We start from the raw sequence: 18,432 nt of genomic DNA, 5'->3' as shown, positions 1-18,432 counted from the left end.
GCCTAACGCAAGAAAACAATGATTAAGAACGACCTATTTTTAAAAGCATTAAAAGGAGAAACAGTACAACGCCCGCCGGTTTGGATGATGCGTCAGGCAGGAAGATATTTGCCAGAGTTTAGAGCTTTGCGTGACAAATATGATTTTTTCACCCGTTGTGAAACTCCAGAATTAGCTGCCGAAATCACCGTTCAGCCTATCCGAATAATTGGTCCGGATGCTGCAATATTGTTTTCGGATATTTTGGTTGTGCCAAGAGCAATGGGAATTCACGTAGAATTGAAAGACAATTTGGGGCCAATTATTCCAAATCCAATTCGTACGATGGAGCAGGTAAATCAGGTTTATGTTCCAGATGTAAATGAAACTTTGGGCTATGTTTTTGATGCCGTTAAATTGACCAAAGAAATGCTGAACGATGAGGTGCCTTTGATTGGTTTCGCAGGTTCGCCTTGGACAATTTTTTGTTATGCAGTTGAAGGAAAAGGTTCAAAAAGTTTTGATACTGCCAAAGGATTCTGTTTTTCAAACCCAGTAGCGGCGCATACTTTATTGCAAAAAATTACAGATACCACTATTTTATATTTAAAAGAAAAAGTAAAAGCAGGTGTAAATGCCGTTCAGATTTTTGATTCTTGGGGCGGAATGCTTTCTCCAACAGATTATCAAGAGTTCTCATGGAAATACATCAACCAGATTGTCGATGCTTTGGCCGAAATCACTCCTGTGATTGTTTTCGGAAAAGGATGCTGGTTTGCCCTAAACGATATGGGAAAAAGCAAAGCTTCGGCACTTGGAGTAGATTGGACTTGTTCTGCCAGAAATGCCCGTTATTTGTCGGGTGGTAATATTACTTTACAAGGAAATTTTGATCCGTCAAGATTGCTTTCGCCCATTCCGACTATCAAGAAAATGGTACACGAAATGATTGACGAATTCGGAAAAGACAAATACATCGTAAACCTTGGCCACGGAATTTTACCAAATATTCCTGTAGATCATGCCAAAGCGTTTATTGATGCGGTGAAGGAATACGGTCAATAGTTGACGGTTGTTAGTTGATAGTTGTTGGGAATCTCATTACGACTATCAACTAACAACTAATAACCAACAACCAATAAAAAATGCTAAACAAAGGCCTAAGAGATCAAGAAAGTATCCGAATTGACAACATCCTCAAAAAGTTGATGTCATTGGTCTATGTGCCCAAGTTTTGGAATTTGGAAGACCTGCAGAATTTGGAAAATGAATTAAAAGACTTGGCGATGAATGTCGAAATTCTCAACAATTTCAGCGAAGAAGAATTAATTGTTCATATGCAACGTCTCCATTTGGATTGGAATCAGTTAGAGTTATTTGCTGATTTTTTGGTGGCTTTTTCCAAAGACAATCAATTTGATTTTTCGCAAAAAGCAATTGCCATTTACAATTATATTCAACAGGAAAGCAAGACCTTTTCGTTTGGGATTTCAAATAAAATTATTGCTTCAAAATTAAATTAAAAATTAACTAGATTTATAATTATAAACTAAATAAGGGAACCTTTATGAGAAAATTTGTTGTTTTTTTCGTTATTCTTCCTTTGTTGATAGCTTGTGAAGGAAATAGAGTAGGCACGGGAATTATTATAGATAAAACAACGAATAAACCTGTTGATAGTGTAAAATATTTTCATATTGAAAGAGATCCATACATTTTATATACCGATTCAACAGGAAAGTATTATGTAGAAGGACCTTTTGGTGGATGTATGCGAGATTGTTTGGATTTTGAGGCAGAATTTTCTAAGAAAGGATATAAAACTATTAAACTCATAAATCCTGATGGGGATATTTATTTAGAGCAAGAATAAATGAAAAACAAATTTTATCAATACATACAAAACCTTCAAGACCAAATCGTAGCCGGATTAGAAGCTGTTGATGGTCAGGCTAAATTCAAAGAAGACCTTTGGGAACGCCCGGAAGGCGGAGGAGGAAGAACCCGCGTGATTGAAAACGGAGCCGTTTTCGAAAAAGGCGGTGTAAATATCTCAGCTGTTCATGGTAAATTACCAGACAGTATGCAAAAATTATTCAATGTAGGCGAAGCTGATTTTTTTGCCTGCGGACTGAGTTTGGTTTTACATCCAAAAAGCCCAATGGTACCAACCGTTCATGCTAATTGGCGTTATTTCGAAATGTACGATGATAACGGAAACGTGATTCAGCAATGGTTTGGCGGCGGACAGGATTTAACGCCCTATTATCTGTTTGAAGAAGATGCAAAACACTTTCATCAAACGTGTAAAACTGCTTGCGACAAACACAATCCGGAGTTTTATCCAAAATACAAAAAGCAATGTGATGCCTATTTTTGGAACGCACATCGCAACGAAGCCCGCGGAATTGGCGGTTTGTTCTTCGATTATTGCAAAGCAAGTGAGCAAATGTCAATGGAAAATTGGTTTAACTTTGTTACTGAAGTTGGGAATAGTTTCTTAGAAGCTTACGTTCCGATAGTAGAAAGAAGAAAAAATTTACCATATTCACCAGAACAAAAAAGCTGGCAGGAAATCCGAAGAGGCCGATATGTAGAGTTCAATTTGGTGCACGACAAAGGCACATTATTCGGCTTAAAAACCAATGGTCGAATAGAAAGTATTTTGATGAGTTTACCCCCTCATGTGCAATGGGTTTACGATCATCATCCTGAAGCGGGAAGTGAAGAAGAAAAGTTATTGAAAGTTCTTGAATCTCCTATTGAGTGGTTAGCTCTGTAAGAGCGTTATATTTATAGCAAATAATGTAGTTGTATTCATTTGAGCTCCATCGGAGCGTAATATTTATAAACATATCAATTATGGCAAACACCTATTCTCAATTGTATGTTCAAATTGTATTTGCTGTCAAAGGAAGACAAAACTTGATTTCGAGCAAATGGAAAGACGAATTGTATAAATATATAACGGGAATTGTTACAAACGAAAATCAAAAATTGATTGCCATCAACGGTATGCCTGACCATATTCATATTTTAATTGGTTTAAAACCAAATAAAGCATTGTCGGATTTAGTAAGAGACATAAAAGCCAATTCTTCCCGCTTCATTAATGAAAAAAGATGGATAAATGGTAAATTTGAATGGCAAACTGGATTTGGAGCATTCACCTATAGTCATTCACATTTGACCAACGTAATTAATTATATCCAAAATCAGGAAAAACATCATAAAACAAAAACATTTAAAGAAGAATATATCGCATTTTTAAAAGCATTTGAAATTGATTACAAAGACGAATATGTTTTTGAAGAATTAAAATAAATATGACGCCCCTACAGGGCTAAAATACACATACTAAATTAAGCTATAAATATTACGCTCCTACGGAGCTAAAAAAATAAAAGATTGTCGATTTTGATTTCAGATTTCCTGAAATCTTCAATATATTTAAATCACAAATCAGCAATCGTTAATCTAAAATTATAAATAATTATGTTCCCATTACACAGAGGCAGAAGACTCCGAGTAAACGAATCCATTCGTTCATTAGTTCGTGAAACCACATTAAGTCCTTCCGATTTCATGTTCCCGATGTTTATTGCCGAAGGCGAAAACGTAAACGTTGCGATTCCATCAATGCCTGGAATCTTCCGTCGTTCGATAGATTTGACGGTGGAAGAAGTCAAAGAATTATTTGCTTTGGGTATTCGTGCAGTCAATATTTACGTAAAAGTAAGCGAAGATTTAAAAGACAATACAGGAAAGGAAGCTTGGAACAAGGACGGATTAATGCAACAGGCCATTCGTGCGATTAAAACAGCATGTCCTGAGATGATTGTTATGCCAGATGTGGCTTTGGATCCGTATTCCATTTACGGTCACGACGGAATCATTACCAATGGCGATGTCGAAAATGATGCTACGAACGATGCTCTGGTAAAAATGGCCGTTTCGCACGCCCAAGCAGGTGCCGATTTTGTAGCTCCATCGGATATGATGGACGGACGTGTATTACGCTTGCGCGAAGGATTAGATAAGGCAGGTTTCCACAATGTTGGAATTATGAGTTACTCGGCTAAGTATGCATCTGCGTTTTACGGTCCTTTTCGTGATGCTCTGGACAGTGCGCCTAGGGAAGCTGATGTTGTGGTTCCAAAAGACAAAAAAACATACCAAATGGACTATGCGAATCGAATCGAAGCTGTCAAAGAAGCGCTTTGGGATGTTGAAGAAGGTGCCGATATGGTAATGGTGAAACCTGGAATCGCATATTTGGACATCGTCCGTGAAGTTAAAAACGCCGTGAATGTTCCGGTAACTGTTTTTCACGTATCGGGCGAATATGCAATGATCAAAGCCGCCTCCGAAAGAGGATGGCTGGATAATGACAAAATCATGATGGAGCAGTTAATGTGTATCAAAAGAGCCGGAGCCAGTTTGATTTCGACTTATTTTGCCAAAGAAGCTGCCATTCTTTTAAACAAATAAAAAAAATGAAGAAATTAGTATTCTTATTATCCGTTTTGACTTTTCTTTCTTGTAAAAAAGAAAGTGAGGAACCCTTTGGAAAATCCACTGAAACAACAACAGAAGTTAAATCTCCCGAAGCATTAGGAAAAGAAATTTTCGAAGGGAAAGGAAATTGTATCTCTTGCCATCAAGTGGATCAAAAAGTGATTGGACCAAGTATTCAGGACATTGCCAAAATCTACAAAGACAAAAACGGCAATCTTGTCAATTTCCTTAAAGGTGAAAGTGAAGCTATCGTTGACCCTGCTCAATTTCCTGTAATGCAGGCTAATTTGGCAATTACCAAAACTTTTACTGATGAAGAATTAAAAGCGGTTGAAGCTTATATCAATTCGAATCTAAAATAATAATTTTCTGGAGCTAATCCAGCTGTCCACTATATCTCTTGTGGCGAACCCTGCTACAAGAGGATGCCGTTTCCATCTGGGCTAGAAAAGACAAACTATTTGTATGAACAATAGTTTGTCTTTTTTAATTTTTTTAGGGATAACAATATTTGTTTATAGCTAAAGAAATTTATAATTCATTGCAATAATTATATAAACTCTATTTTCTAACTAAAATAAAGTTATTTGACATATTTTACTTTAAAAATATCAGATGTAACTATTATTTGATATTTTTATAAAAAATAGAACTATGTCAGAAGCAACACAATTAAGAATTGAAACTAGTCATGATGAAATAGAAAATAATGATTCATCAACTTTAAAGGAACATTTGAAAGACACGATTACTGATGAGTTAATAATTGGTCTTTGTGGTCCAATAGGAACAGATATTAATTATGTCTCATAATGTTTAAGAGATATTTTAGAAGATTCATTTGATTATGTATGTATTGATATAAAATTAAGTGAATTTATTAAAAAGAAGTTTAATATAAATGGATCTGCAAAATCATTTAATTATTATAATTCATTAATAAATAAAGGAAATGAATTAAGAGAAATACATGGAAATGATATTTTGGCTAAACTTACGATTCATCAAATTACAAAAAACAGACAACATAAATCCAAAAGTCCTGAGGATTTAGTTAAATCTAAAAGAGTGTGTTATATTGTAAATTCAATAAAAAATCATGATGAATATAAACTACTTAAAATGGTTTATCAGAATATTTTTTATTTTATAGGTGTTTTTTCCCCTCTGGATATCAGACGTAAAAATTTGAAAGATAAAGGAATCAAAAACCCGGATATTGAAAAATTAGTAGAGATAGATTCTGAACAAAATTTTCCTCATGGCCAAAAAGTAACTAAAACCTTTACAACTGCAGGTTACTTTTTAAGAATAGAAGACAGCCATGAACAATTAATTAAATCAAAAATAGAAAGATTTTTAGATTTAATTTTTGGAACTAATATTATTACTCCTAATTATTATGAAACGGCAATGTATTTGGCTTCTTCTTCCTCTGCTAATTCAGCTTGTCTTTCGAGACAAGTAGGAGCATCAATTACTAATAAAAAAGGAGATGTAATATCCGTGGGTTGGAATGATGTTCCAAAATTTGGAGGAAACCTTTATAATTCGTCAGATGATTTTTCTAATGATCATCGATGTGTAAATAAAAAAGGAGGAAAATGTTTTAATGATGAGGAAAAAGATTTTCTAACTGAAGTAATTGTTGAAGAACTAATAGAAAGTAAATTAATTTCTAATGAAAAAAAAGCAGATTTGTTTAAGCAATTGAGAGATTCAAGGATTAAAGATCTTATTGAGTTTTCAAGAGCTGTTCATGCGGAAATGCACGCAATCATAAATGCTTCTCAAAAAACAGGGTCAGAAATGATTGGAGGAAAGTTATTCTGTACTACATATCCTTGTCACAATTGTGCTAGACATATTGTGGCATCAGGAATCACCGAAATATATTATATAGAGCCTTATAAAAAAAGTTTAGCCTTAAAATTACATGATGACTCAATTACTGAAAATGAAAACGAGAAAGATCGAGTTAAAATTTTAATGTATGATGGTGTTTCACCTACAAGATATATTGATTTATTTAAAATGTTTGATGGTGATGTAAGGAAAAAGGACAACAATAAAATTCTAATTAAGAAAAAAAATGCCTCCCCAAGAAAAAGTATTTCTTTAGATGCAATTCCTTATTTAGAAAAAAAAGCGACAAAAGAATTAAAAAATATAAGTACATTTGAGGACTTAATTTAATTTAACTTGAAATGAAAAAATCTCCACCTACTCAAGCACAATTAAAAATTGAATTTAAAGAAAGTAAAATGGGCGAACCTCGAGAAATCAAGGTTATATCTTTACAAAAAATTCAAAATAATGAACTTAATGCGAAAATTTTAAATCGTCAAAGACCTATTTATTAATGAATTACTCTGTTTAAATTTATATACCCCAACCTTTTGAAGGTTGGGTTTTTTGTATCTAAATATTTTGTTTTTTATTTACTTAATCCCTCCAAAAGTACCAAAACAGGCATTTTTATGCAAAATTTCTACGCTTGAAAAACCGACTTTCTTCATTAATTCCAATTGATAGGTCATTGATCTTGGTGTATCTTCAATCTCAATGTAATCAAAGACTTTTTGCTGGTATTCCTGACCTCCGTGCTGTGTCAAATAATCAGCATATCTTTCCCACACCATTTGGTTTACTCCTTCATGATCCTGAACTAACAAATCTGAAATCATCAGACAGCCTCCAGGCGATAAACTGTTGTATAATTTCTGGAAAACAAACTCCCAATCGGAGTCTTCTCTTAAATGATGCAGAACGGCTCCAGCCAAAATGATATCAAAATGGTTTCTTGGCAATTCTATATCTCGGATATCGCCTTGTATTGTTTCTACTTTCCCCGTTGTTGTTGCTAAAACACGTTCCTGTGCCTTGTCTAACATATTTTGGCTTAAATCAATCAAAACAGAGTTCAAATTGGGTATTTTCGAAAGCATTTTCAAAGTATAATTCCCTGCTCCGCATCCAATATCAAGAACATTTACTGCTTTTGGCTTTATTGCTTTTGACGCTGAGGTTAAAAGTTCCAATGATATTTGGGCATCCATTGTTGCCACCTGGCCTGTTTCTAAATTTGCAAAACGTTCGACATCGTTGTCAAATCGCTTCTTGATTTCATTTACTGTTGATTTTTTCATAGCTGTAAGTTTTACTTTTTTCGTCCCACAAATCGTATTACCGATCCTTTTCCATTGTGAAATTCTCCCTCGTTAAGTTCAATTTCTATTTCTGTCAATTCTTCAAAATCATAATCTGGAAAATCAGACTGTATTTCTTCGATGGAGAATAGCGATTCAATATCTTTTGGACCGCCAACTTTCGCATCTTTTTGAACATATTCCAGATGTTTTTTGCTGAAAGCTTCAAAAATTACAACACCGTCTTTTCGCAGATACGTATCCAAAATCCTGTGATATTGTGATTTAATGTTCGCAGGAAAATGAGCATAAATAAGAGCTATTGCATCAAATTGACCTGTTTCATAATTCATTGTCTCTAATTCGCCAATTTCATAACTGATTTTTACATTATTGGAATCGGCAAGTTGTAATGCTTTCCTTTTTCCCTCCGAACTGATGTCGAATGCAAAAACGTTCCAGCCTTTTTTGGCTGCATACACAGCATTGCGCCCTTCTCCTTCAGCTGGAAAAAGAATGGTTCCGGATTTTAGTTTATCTAATTCATTTTTCAGGTATTTATTAGGTTCCTTTCCGTATGCAAACTGTTCGCTGCTGTATCTTTCGTTCCATCGGTCTTTCCAAATTTCTTCCATGATTGTTTTCTTTTGTTTTACAAACCTATTATTTTTATATATGACTTAAAAATACTTATTTTGTCAATAATTAATACTTAATAGGTATTTATGGAACTCCGTCATATTAAATATTTCCTGAAACTAGCCGAAGAACTCAGTTTTGTTCGGGCTGCCGAAAAATTATTTATTTCACAGCCGCCGTTGAGCCGGCAGATCAAAGAATTAGAAAACGAAATCGGTGCGCAGCTTTTTGAGCGAAATAACAAACGGGTCATTCTCACCGAAGCTGGTAAATTCTACCAAAAAGAAATGCGTGAAGTATTGAAAAACATAGAACGCATCAACATTCAAACCAAAAGAATAAGCGAGAATCAAAGCGGTGAGTTTCGGATTGCCTATGTGAGCTCTACTTTCTCGGGAGATATTTCAAAGCTGCTGCAGTTTTTGTCCGAAAAATATCCTTTTGTCAATTTTCGGTTATACGAAGTACCAACGGTTAAGCAGATTGCAGCTCTGGAAGACGGGAAAATTGACTTGGGAATAATCCGGGCGCCTCTTTATTCGTCCAAAATTGACTCTCAATTGTGGTTTAAGGACAGTTTTTCCATTGTTTTTAACCGCAATAAATATAGTATTACTGCTGAGGAAGAACTAGAAAAGCTGAAAGAAGCGACTTTTGTGTTTTTTAATAAAGATTATGCGCCGTACTTTTATGATGTTTTACTGCAGATTTGTGCGCAATATGGTTTTGAACCAAAAGTGGTGCATGAATCCAATAATATTTCGTCGATCATCCAGTTAGTCAAAAATGGTTTGGGCATTTCGATTGTGCCTACAAATGTGGTTAAAAATTATAATGATCCTGATTTAGGTTTTGTAGAACTCAAGAAAATTAACCTTTTCACCGATATTTTATTGGCAACACCTAAAAATCAAAATTCTGAAATAGGTCAAAGGGCAATTGCTTTTTTATTGACATAAAATTTATCTACATTTATGCCTAAATCAAATTTAAAGTTGCAAAAAATATTAAAATAATGAAAAAAAGTAACCTACTACTTATTATAATATTTGTGACTTTCAATTATGGGTATAGTCAAGAAATTAATTTGGATACGATACGAATAACTAATCAGATTAAAGTTTCCAAAAAAATTTCTAAAGACTACATAAAGAATGTTGTTGATAGCGAAGAAATAATTCAGTATAATTATCAAAACAAACAACTTACTTCAATAATAACAACTTCACCAGCTGGTGATGTGATTGAAAAAGAAACAGTTAAATGTCAAGATAACAAATTGAATGAGATTCATTATGAATATTTTAAATATAAAGATATTGAAGCTTCAGCGTTTACATTTAGTTTTGAATATACTAATGACTTAATTACAAAATTAATAGAGACTGAAAACGGCATACAAACGGAGGAACATTATACTTATAATAAATTAAATCAGCTTAAAGAAGTCCGAATTGTAAAAGATAAAAAAGTATTAGAAACGAGAAAATGTAAGTATAACAAAAAAGGGCATTTGGTCAAAGTAATCTATTTTGTAAATGATTATTCTTATAGTGATAGTTATAAATCCTATGATACCAAAAAAAATAGCTATGAACTAATTTTTCCTAAACCCTACTTAAAATTAATAAATTCAGAAGGAAACAATGTTTTGGAAGAAAATATAAAAGGTGATAATTTTACCTATGATTACGAATATAATTCTGATGACTATCCTGTAAAAATAATTGAAAAAAAGGATAACGAAATAGTAAATATTACCTCAATCGAATATCAGTATAGGAATTATTTAAAATAAATACGATTTTTATTTATGCAAATTGTCAACATAAAAACTCCTTTAGGAATCGCTAAAATTATAGGCGACGAAAATGGCGTTTCCGAAATTTCTGTTTTGGATGAAGGAGCAGTTTCTTCAACAATTCCTAAAGTTTTACAAGAAGCTGTTACTCAACTCAACGATTATTTCGAAGGCAAAAGAATAGATTTCGACTTTAAACTCAATCCAAAAGGAACCGAATTCCAACAAAAAGTATGGAAAGCCTTATTGGAAATTCCATACGGAAAAACCAGAACGTATCTGGAACAATCCAAAATTTTAGGAGACGTAAAAGCGATTCGTGCCGTGGCTTCCGCAAATGGAAAAAACCCGCTCTGGATTGTAGTCCCATGTCACAGGGTAATTGGAACTGACGGTTCGCTTACAGGTTATGCCGGCGGATTATGGCGAAAAAAATGGCTTTTGGAGCACGAAAATCCAACTACTCAACAAAGTTTATTTTAGGTTAGACTTTTAGATTATAAGATAATTAGACTATCTTAGATTTTTACTATTGCAGATTTTAGTCTACAAATCTAAGTTGTCTAATGAAAGTCTAAAAAATGATCGAAAAAATTAATCTCAACAACATCCTTTTTCTAGATATCGAAACTGTACCGGAAACTGAAAATTTCAATACTTTGGATTCCGAAATGCAGGTTTTGTACGAACAAAAAACCCAATACCAGCGAAAAGACGATTTTACTGCAGAAGAATTCTATGACCGAGCTGGAATCTGGGCTGAGTTTGGAAAGATTATCTGTATCTCTGTTGGTTTTTTTGTTATTAAAGGGGATATCCGGAATTTCAGGGTAACTTCTTTTTTTGGCGATGAGCCGAAACTTTTGAAAGACTTCAATAACCTGCTGAATAATCACTTCAACGGACCACAGCATATTTTGTGCGGTCATAATGCCAAAGAATTTGATATTCCGTTTCTGGCACGCCGAATGATCATCAATCAGATTCCAATTCCCGATAAGCTGAATTTATTTGGCAAAAAGCCTTGGGAGATTCCGCATTTAGATACTTTGGAATTGTGGAAATTTGGCGATTACAAACATTTTACGTCTTTAAAATTAATGTGTAAAGTCCTCGGAATTCCTTCTCCCAAAGGTGATATCGACGGCAGTCAGGTAGGGCATGTTTTTTATGTTGAAAAAGACATTGACCGAATAGTCATTTACTGCGAAAAGGACACAATTGCTGTCGCACAGATCTTTCTCCGCCTTCGAAGAGAGGATTTATTGATCGAAGAGGAAATTATTCACGTGTAATTTTTGTTTCAAATGACCCATCGCGAAATTGCAAATTATCGGCTTGCTTCTCAAAATCTTTTAAAAACAAATGACAAGTCACCTCAGGATATAGTACGTCATTTAGGTGCTGTACAGGCTCAGGATTATGCTATGGCAAAATGGGCGGTCGGTTCAAGAGGAAGCGCGACTGAAAAAGAAGTTGAAGAAGCGGTTAATTCAGGTAAAATTATACGGACACACATTCTTCGTCCGACGTGGCATTTTGTTTCTGCTGATGATATTTACTGGATGCTCGATATTTCTGGGGCAGTGGTTAAACGTCTTTTTGCTTCAATGGCCAGACAGCACGGCTATGATGAAAAGAAACTGGATCAGGTTAACTCGGCTATCGAAAAACTTTTGGCTGGAAATAATCATCTAACTCGGGATGAAATCATGCAGGAGCTTAATATTCAAAAGGCTTCGGGTGACTTATCTCCCGTTATTGTTATGATGAATGCAGAACTGGATGGTTTGGTTTGTAACGGCAGGATGAAAGGCAAAAAAATCACCTATGCATTGCTTGAAGAACGCGTTCCAAAACCCAAATCAGCTTTGACCAATGAAGAGGCGTTAGTTAAATTAGCAAAGCGGTATTTCGAAAGTCACGGACCGGCGACTCTGCTTGATTTTTCGTGGTGGTCAGGTTTTTCGCAGACTACGGCTAAGCTGGCGATTAATTTAATTGAATCAGAACTGAATTCGGTTGAAATAGATAATCAGAAATACTGGTTTGGTACAAATATTCCGAATGCGGATAACTTTCGTGAGAGCGTACATTTTCTGCCGGCTTTTGATGAGATTTTGATTTCGTACAAAAATAGGGAAGCTTCCATACCATTGGAACATCAATCAAAAGCATTTACTAACAATGGCATTTTTAAACCTATTATTCTCGAAAATGGAAAAGTGATTGGTGACTGGAAACGAACCTTCAAAAAAGATCATGTAAAAATCGAAACACAGTTTTTTTCTCCGATTGATGACACAAAAAAAGCAATACTTTTTGAGGCGGTAAAACCTTTTGAAGATTATCTGGAAACCAAAATTAGTATTGAATAAATTGATTTCGGTCTTTAAGAGAAGGTAAAAATTACTAATGTCACTATTTTCCAAAAAAGATATATTCTAACTCAAAGTACTGTGTTTTCTAGAAAAATTATTTTGACTGAGTGGTCAGTTTTTAATTTTAGCAGTTTTTTATCTAAATCCATCTTCATTTATGAAGAGTTTAATAGACGATAAGATTTAAAAAATAATATCAATGACAAAATTCAATGACAGTTTCAATAATTGAGTTTTATTATTGATTTTTGCAATTGTCATTGCCATTGATTTTTGCCTTTCTCATTGCGATTGATTTATTACATTTACAAAAAATATAAGTTATGGTATTAAGCAGATTCTGGTTAGTTATTTTTATTTCATCGATTGTCTTTATTGTTGTCAGTCTGTTTACTGCCAATACGTATACCATAGATTATGTTTTGAACGGGAAAAAAGACGATCCTGTTTTAATTTCTGAAAAATATATTGAACAGGTTCCTGCTTTTATCAGAGACAGTATCAAGAAATCGGAGGATCAGACGATGATTATCAATCGTGATACGCTGAATGCTGATACTACTTACGTTTATAAAAACAAAACCGTAAAAATCTTCAGCGGTGTTCAAAAATCAGACGGTTTACTGCCAACGTGTAAGAGTACTTTACTTGATCTGATTCTGCCGCTTATTGCTTATTTGGCCTTCTTCTGCGGACTGATGGAACTTTTAATTATTTCTGGCGCTTCCGGGAAACTGGCAAAATTATTGAGTCCAGTGTTTGTAAAAGTGTTTCCGAGTATCCCAAAAGATCATCCGTCTATTTCGTATATGACATTGAATTTTGCTGCTAATTTCTTGGGATTGGACTCCGCCGCAACGCCTTTTGGATTAAAGGCGATGGAAAGCCTGCAGGAAATAAATCCCGAAAAAGACCGGGCGAGCGATGCACAGATTATGTTTATGTGCCTGCACGCTTCGGGACTGACGCTGATTGCAACATCTATCATTGGTTACCGCGCGGCTGCAAATGCCACAAACCCAGCAGATGTGATGCTGCCTTGCATTATCACTTCGTTTATTGGTACAATTGCCGCTTTCCTTATTGTTGGAATCAGACAGAAAATAAATTTCAAAAGCGCTTCTCTGGTTGTGGTACTGATGGGATTAATCGCTGCAATTGTTGGTTTGCTGATGTATGTAAACCACTTGGATTTAATCGGAAAAAACTATTTCACCTCTAATCTTTCGGCTTTAATCTTAGTAGGAATTATTGCTTTTACTTTGGTTTTTTCATTTATAAAAGAGAAGAAATTTACAGAAGCGAAAACCACCGTTTTTGAAGCTTTTGTTTCAGGAGCAAATAATGGAATTAAAACCGGAGTTACTATTTTCCCTTATGTTTTAGGAATGCTGGTAGCGATTTCACTGTTTAGAAACAGCGGTTTATTTGAAATTATCAGTGATTGGATTGCTTTTGCTTTTTCGAATATGGGTGTAAGCAAAGAAATCACCGATGCCCTGCCGGTAGCTTTGCTCAGACCATTTAGTTCAGCAGGTTCAAGAGGATTTCTGATTGATTCGATGAATACTTTTGGCGCCGATTCTATGACGGGCAGATTGAGCAGTATTTTTCAGTGCAGTGCCGAAAGTACTTTTTATGTAATTGCCGTTTATTTTGGTTCGGTAAATATCAAAAATACCCGTTACGCTTTGGGTACAATGCTTCTGGTGGATGTGGTTTGTGTGATTACGGCTATTTTTGTCGCCAGCTGGTTTTTTTGATTAAAAATAATAGAATATTTATAAATACATTTTCTTTGGAATATTAATTTATTTTTCATTCTTTTGAACGCTTTACAAATCTTTAATAAAATTAAAAAATGTCAAAATACACAAAATACATCGCTATAGGCTTACTTATCTTATTCTTAGTTACTAGTTTATTAAGTTAAATTTTCTGTTATTATTAAAAAAACAAAAGCTACAGGTTGAACATAACCTGTAGCTTTTTTGCTTTATAACATTTTAAAGGCGTTAATTTTTTTAGGAGCAGAAACATTAGGTAATTTTATAAACATTCCTCCCGCTTTCCATTGCAATCTTTTGTAGATACGGGTTTCAAACCCGTCTCTACAAAAGGATTTCCACTTCGATCGGGGCTAAAAATCAGCATTTGTGCTTTTTAGAAGAATCCAGAATAACCGTTGAAACATTAATTTTCATTATTCAAACAATGTAGATTATGCCTAACAATTCTCTGTGCTGTATTATTGTTTATGACTATCATTAACTAATACCTAACAGATCGAATTAGCCACTGATTACAAAGATTTACAAAGATTTTTTTTAAAAAATAGTAATGAAATCTGTGAGAATCTTTGTAATCAGCGGCGAAAAAAAGAACATCGTATTATTTGCGGACAGTCAAATTATTGTTTTGCATAGCAACAACTACCAAATCATCCACCGAAACTGAACGGCTGATGTGTCCCAAAAGCTCTTCTAGGCCCTCAGCGCGAAGACTGTCGCGGACTTCGGCGCGTGCTTCGGCAATTTTTAGTGAAATATCCATGGTTTTCAAATCCATAAAGAGATTCTTTAAGAATCGGGCTCCCGAAATATCAATGCGGGGAGAAGAATTGAGATCTAAAATTACTGTTTTTAAGGTACTGGCTTCACTGTAGATTTTTTCCCAAATACATTCCTTGATGTATTCGGTATTAAAATAGAATATTGATGATTCCACCCTTACAATCAGTATTCCTTCGAGGTTTTCATTGTCAGGATGCCTTTCAATATCGGTGTAGCGTTTAGTGCCGGGAATTCTGCCAAGAAAAGCTACTGTTGGTTTTGAAGTTGCTTTTATCAGCAGCAGTAAAGTTACTATGGCTGCAAGCAGAACGCCCGTCAGGATTCCCCAAATAAGCACACCAACAAACGCAATCATCGCTACGCCAAATTCCTGTTTGTTTATTCGGTAAAGATGCTGTATTTCTTTAAAATCAAAAAGGCCTCTAATAGCCGCCAATACGATAGATGCTAAAATCACCGTTGGCAAATTTTGAAGATAACCTGTTAAAAACAACAGACAGAACGCAATTGTTATTGAAGCAAATACCAGTGACAAAGGAGTTCTGGCACCAGCAGTATCATTTACTGCCGACTGTGATAATCCGCCGGCAACAGGATATCCCTGTCCAAAGGCAACAGCTGCATTAGCAATTCCAAGTGCCAGTAACTCCTGACGTGGATCGATGACATATCCGTTTTTTTGTGCCAATGTTCTTGCTGCCGAAACACTTTCGATATAAGACAATAAAAAGCAGGCCATAGCGAGAGGCAGTACACCATCGACATCTTTGATTTGAAGTGTAGGCACATTAAATTCCGGCAGACCCGTCGGGATGGCACCAACAGTATTAAATCCATGAATTCCCAATGTCGTAGTAGAAATAAGAATTATGGATAAAATGACAATCAGAATTGCTACAGGACGGCCTGGAGCCATTTTTTCGCTTAGAATAAGAATGATAATTGCAGTTATTCCAAAAATAAAGACAGCAGTATTCATGTTCGGCAATTGGCTGAAAAGAGTGACTATTCGGTCAATAAAATTATCACCACCGCCTTTTACACCAAATAATTTTGGGAGCTGTGTCAGACCAATGGTTATGGCTACTCCGGCTTTGAAACCAACCAAAACAGTTTCGCTTATGAAATTGATGATACCGCTCAGCCGCACCAGATATGCGGCTATTGCCATTACTGCAAATACGAGCGCGGTGAGCGAAGCAATATCAGCCCATCGCTGCATATCTCCTTGTGCCATCTTGGCTATGGTTGTGCCAATCAATAATGAAATTGCCGATGTTGGCCCAATAGCAAGCTGTCTGCTGGTTCCCAGCAGGGCATAAAATAAACCGCCTATGAGGTAACCATAAATTCCATATTGCGGAGGTAGTCCCGCGAGTGTGGCATAGGCAAGTGACACAGGAATACCATATGCGGCAAGCGTGATTCCAGAAATAAAATCGCTTTTTAGAATTTTGGCATTATATTCTTTAATCCAGACCGCCGGAGGAAAAAGTTTTGAGGCTATACTAGTCATTCTCGTCCAATAATGCTTGCTTAACGGCATTCAATTCGGCTATTTTTTCTGCACTAACTTTTGGGTATTCCAAATCCATTTCTTCCAGTGCTGTGATAATTGCCGACGCTATTGCAATACGGGCATAGGATTTGTTGTCGGCAGGGATTACATACCATGGAGATTTTTTAGTCGAAGTGTTTTTTATCAGTTCCTGATAAGCGTGCATATAATCGTCCCAATAGCCTCTTTCTTTGGCATCGGAGGCACTGAATTTCCAATTTTTGTCCGGATCGTCTACTCGTTCTATAAATCTTTTTTTCTGTTCTTTTTTGGAAACATTCAGAAAAAATTTTAGAACTATTGTTCCGTTTCTGGTCAGGTATTTTTCGAAGTTTCGAATGTCTTGGAAGCGTTCGTCCCAAATATCTTTGGTGACCAGCTTTTCGGGGATTTTTTGGCTTTTCAAAATTTGTTCATGTACGCGTACTACAAGTACTTCCTCATAATACGAACGGTTGAATATCCCGATGCGGCCTCGTTCCGGCAAATGTTTTTGGCACCGCCATAAAAAATCATGATCCAAATCCTCGGAACTCGGCGCTTTAAAAGAAAAAACCTGACATCCCTGCGGATTCACCCCAGACATTACATGCTTGATGGCCCCGTCTTTGCCCGCGGCATCCATTGCCTGAAAAACAAGAAGCAAAGACCATTTGTCTTGGGCATACAGCACTTCCTGCATGGCTGCCAAAGCATCAACTCCCATTTGCAGGGTTTGGTTTACCAATGGTTTTCCTTCTTCTCCCAGATTGAAACTGGCTTTGGTTTCATAATCTTTTAATTTGAAATTGTCACCATCGCCTACACAATACTGCTTGGAGAATTTTTTTGCCCGCTGTATTAATTCTTTTTTACTCAAAGAGTTAAGGTCAATTAGATTTTCTTCAAAGTCATTTGGTTCTTTTTTATTCGATTTTGACATAATCCCGAAATTTAATATTACTGAAAAGGCTGTTAGTTGTCTGTAAAAAGAAAAGAATCTTTTTTGTACCAAAAAAATTAATGAATTATTAATGAACTAATTTAATGAAAAAATAATTACAGGTATTGTTTTTAATAATGAATTACTCCGAGGCAGAGCCTTAAGAAATTCAACTGATTAAATGCGATTTGTCAATAGTGTTTTTAATCTGCGATAATTTTTTGTATGCTGGGTAATCAAAGGGCAGCTGCGAACACTTTGTATTAATTCTAAAAAGTGATTACAAGAAACTGTATTTGGAAACTCATTTTGCATAGTCCTGATAGGTATGGAAACGAAACAAAAAAATCCAGCAATTGCCGGATTTTTTAAATAGTATAATTTATTTATGCTTAGCAGAATTCGTTGAAAGCATCTTTTAAGTTTTCTGCAATAGTTTCTGCAGGACGTCCTTCAATATGGTGACGCTCCAGCATGTGAACCAATTCACCATTTTTGAACAAAGCAATACTTGGAGATGATGGAGGAAAAGGGAACATGTGCTCTCTTGCTGCATTTACTGCATCTTTATCAACACCAGCAAAAACGGTGATTAAATGATCTGGTTTTTTTGAGCCTTCTAAACTCATAATTGCTCCCGGACGTGCATTTCTTGCTGCACAGCCACAAACAGAATTTACTACTACAAATGTGGTGCCTTCTGATTTAATTGCATTATTAACTTCGTCAGCACTATGTAAATCTTGAAAACCAGCAGTTGTCAATTCAGCCTGCATTGGTCTTACCATTTCTTCTGGATACATATTTTTTATTTTAAGTTTAACTTTTAGAACTGCAAAGTTACAAAGTTTCAAATCAAGATAGGGGTTTGAATTATAAAGTTTTGTTATAGTTTTATAAGATGTTTTGTGC

The 18,432-nt window shown here is 35.2% G+C and carries 21 protein-coding genes; 16 read left to right on the top strand and 5 right to left on the bottom strand.

Annotation, left to right across the window (positions count from 1 at the left end; all coding sequences use genetic code 11):
- Window positions 1-18: 18 nt before the first annotated feature.
- The 10 genes from hemE to OZP07_RS21420 all read left to right on the top strand — a co-directional run bounded on the left by hemE (window position 19) and on the right by OZP07_RS21420 (window position 6,860).
- A complete protein-coding gene (gene hemE / locus OZP07_RS21465) occupies window positions 19-1,044 on the top strand; it encodes a uroporphyrinogen decarboxylase (protein WP_281636716.1) in 1,026 nt (341 codons plus the stop codon).
- An 80-nt stretch (window positions 1,045-1,124) separates the two neighbouring features.
- On the top strand, window positions 1,125-1,502 hold the full coding sequence (locus OZP07_RS21460; protein WP_281636715.1) for a hypothetical protein: 378 nt from the start codon (window positions 1,125-1,127) through the stop codon (window positions 1,500-1,502).
- 44 nt (window positions 1,503-1,546) lie between these two features.
- A complete protein-coding gene (locus OZP07_RS21455; RefSeq protein ID WP_194642855.1) occupies window positions 1,547-1,852 on the top strand; it encodes a hypothetical protein in 306 nt (101 codons plus the stop codon).
- Window positions 1,853-2,761 (top strand): oxygen-dependent coproporphyrinogen oxidase, encoded by a 909-nt coding sequence (gene hemF / locus OZP07_RS21450; RefSeq protein WP_281636714.1) that lies wholly within the window; start codon window positions 1,853-1,855, stop codon window positions 2,759-2,761. It abuts the gene before it with no gap.
- Between the two features lie 80 nt (window positions 2,762-2,841).
- Window positions 2,842-3,303 (top strand): IS200/IS605 family transposase, encoded by a 462-nt coding sequence (gene tnpA / locus OZP07_RS21445; protein WP_281636713.1) that lies wholly within the window; start codon window positions 2,842-2,844, stop codon window positions 3,301-3,303.
- A gap of 171 nt (window positions 3,304-3,474) precedes the next feature.
- Window positions 3,475-4,470 carry a porphobilinogen synthase gene (gene hemB, locus OZP07_RS21440; protein ID WP_281636712.1) on the top strand — a complete coding sequence of 332 codons (996 nt, stop codon included), beginning with the start codon at window positions 3,475-3,477 and terminating at the stop codon, window positions 4,468-4,470.
- 5 nt (window positions 4,471-4,475) lie between these two features.
- Window positions 4,476-4,859, top strand: coding sequence for a c-type cytochrome (locus OZP07_RS21435; protein ID WP_281636711.1), 384 nt, complete (start codon window positions 4,476-4,478; stop codon window positions 4,857-4,859).
- 292 nt (window positions 4,860-5,151) lie between these two features.
- Window positions 5,152-5,310: a hypothetical protein gene (locus tag OZP07_RS21430; RefSeq protein WP_281636710.1), complete on the top strand. Its 159-nt coding sequence runs from the start codon at window positions 5,152-5,154 to the stop codon at window positions 5,308-5,310.
- A gap of 12 nt (window positions 5,311-5,322) precedes the next feature.
- Complete coding sequence (locus OZP07_RS21425; protein WP_349293673.1) at window positions 5,323-6,693, top strand: anti-phage dCTP deaminase; 1,371 nt, start codon at window positions 5,323-5,325, stop codon at window positions 6,691-6,693.
- A gap of 11 nt (window positions 6,694-6,704) precedes the next feature.
- Window positions 6,705-6,860, top strand: a complete 156-nt coding sequence (locus OZP07_RS21420; RefSeq protein ID WP_281636709.1) for a hypothetical protein — start codon at window positions 6,705-6,707, stop codon at window positions 6,858-6,860.
- A 78-nt stretch (window positions 6,861-6,938) separates the two neighbouring features.
- Here OZP07_RS21420 and OZP07_RS21415 read toward each other — a convergent pair whose 3' ends face one another.
- The gene (locus OZP07_RS21415; protein WP_281636708.1) at window positions 6,939-7,646 is read right to left on the bottom strand and encodes a class I SAM-dependent methyltransferase; all 708 of its coding nucleotides are present in this window, start codon (window positions 7,644-7,646) and stop codon (window positions 6,939-6,941) included.
- 11 nt (window positions 7,647-7,657) lie between these two features.
- Window positions 7,658-8,281: a class I SAM-dependent methyltransferase gene (locus OZP07_RS21410; protein WP_281636707.1), complete on the bottom strand. Its 624-nt coding sequence runs from the start codon at window positions 8,279-8,281 to the stop codon at window positions 7,658-7,660.
- A gap of 90 nt (window positions 8,282-8,371) precedes the next feature.
- Between OZP07_RS21410 and OZP07_RS21405 the strand changes: the two genes are divergently transcribed.
- From OZP07_RS21405 to OZP07_RS21380, 6 genes are all read left to right on the top strand, one after another.
- A complete protein-coding gene (locus tag OZP07_RS21405; protein WP_281636706.1) occupies window positions 8,372-9,244 on the top strand; it encodes a LysR family transcriptional regulator in 873 nt (290 codons plus the stop codon).
- 56 nt (window positions 9,245-9,300) lie between these two features.
- Entirely contained in the window at window positions 9,301-10,083 is a 783-nt protein-coding gene (locus tag OZP07_RS21400; protein WP_281636705.1) for a hypothetical protein, read from the top strand.
- A 15-nt stretch (window positions 10,084-10,098) separates the two neighbouring features.
- Window positions 10,099-10,569, top strand: coding sequence for a methylated-DNA--[protein]-cysteine S-methyltransferase (locus OZP07_RS21395; protein WP_281636704.1), 471 nt, complete (start codon window positions 10,099-10,101; stop codon window positions 10,567-10,569).
- 98 nt (window positions 10,570-10,667) lie between these two features.
- Window positions 10,668-11,381: a 3'-5' exonuclease gene (locus tag OZP07_RS21390; protein ID WP_281636703.1), complete on the top strand. Its 714-nt coding sequence runs from the start codon at window positions 10,668-10,670 to the stop codon at window positions 11,379-11,381.
- 12 nt (window positions 11,382-11,393) lie between these two features.
- A complete protein-coding gene (locus OZP07_RS21385) occupies window positions 11,394-12,464 on the top strand; it encodes a winged helix DNA-binding domain-containing protein (RefSeq protein WP_281636702.1) in 1,071 nt (356 codons plus the stop codon).
- 326 nt (window positions 12,465-12,790) lie between these two features.
- Window positions 12,791-14,230 carry a nucleoside recognition domain-containing protein gene (locus OZP07_RS21380; RefSeq protein WP_281636701.1) on the top strand — a complete coding sequence of 480 codons (1,440 nt, stop codon included), beginning with the start codon at window positions 12,791-12,793 and terminating at the stop codon, window positions 14,228-14,230.
- Window positions 14,231-14,858: 628 nt separating this feature from the next.
- Here the strand turns inward: OZP07_RS21380 and OZP07_RS21375 are convergent.
- The 3 genes from OZP07_RS21375 to OZP07_RS21365 all read right to left on the bottom strand — a co-directional run bounded on the left by OZP07_RS21375 (window position 14,859) and on the right by OZP07_RS21365 (window position 18,323).
- The gene (locus OZP07_RS21375; protein ID WP_281636700.1) at window positions 14,859-16,556 is read right to left on the bottom strand and encodes a SulP family inorganic anion transporter; all 1,698 of its coding nucleotides are present in this window, start codon (window positions 16,554-16,556) and stop codon (window positions 14,859-14,861) included.
- On the bottom strand, window positions 16,549-17,520 hold the full coding sequence (locus OZP07_RS21370; RefSeq protein ID WP_281636699.1) for a polyphosphate kinase 2 family protein: 972 nt from the start codon (window positions 17,518-17,520) through the stop codon (window positions 16,549-16,551). The genes OZP07_RS21375 and OZP07_RS21370 overlap by 8 nt, the downstream gene beginning before the upstream one ends.
- A gap of 392 nt (window positions 17,521-17,912) precedes the next feature.
- On the bottom strand, window positions 17,913-18,323 hold the full coding sequence (locus tag OZP07_RS21365) for a BrxA/BrxB family bacilliredoxin (protein ID WP_194642829.1): 411 nt from the start codon (window positions 18,321-18,323) through the stop codon (window positions 17,913-17,915).
- Window positions 18,324-18,432: the final 109 nt, after the last annotated feature.

Origin of the sequence: Flavobacterium marginilacus (genome assembly GCF_026870155.1) — a bacterium.
Classification (GTDB): Bacteria; Bacteroidota; Bacteroidia; order Flavobacteriales; family Flavobacteriaceae; genus Flavobacterium; species Flavobacterium marginilacus.
The sequence above is the reverse complement of the archived record's forward strand: the minus strand, read 5'-3'. Positions and strand labels throughout refer to the sequence as shown.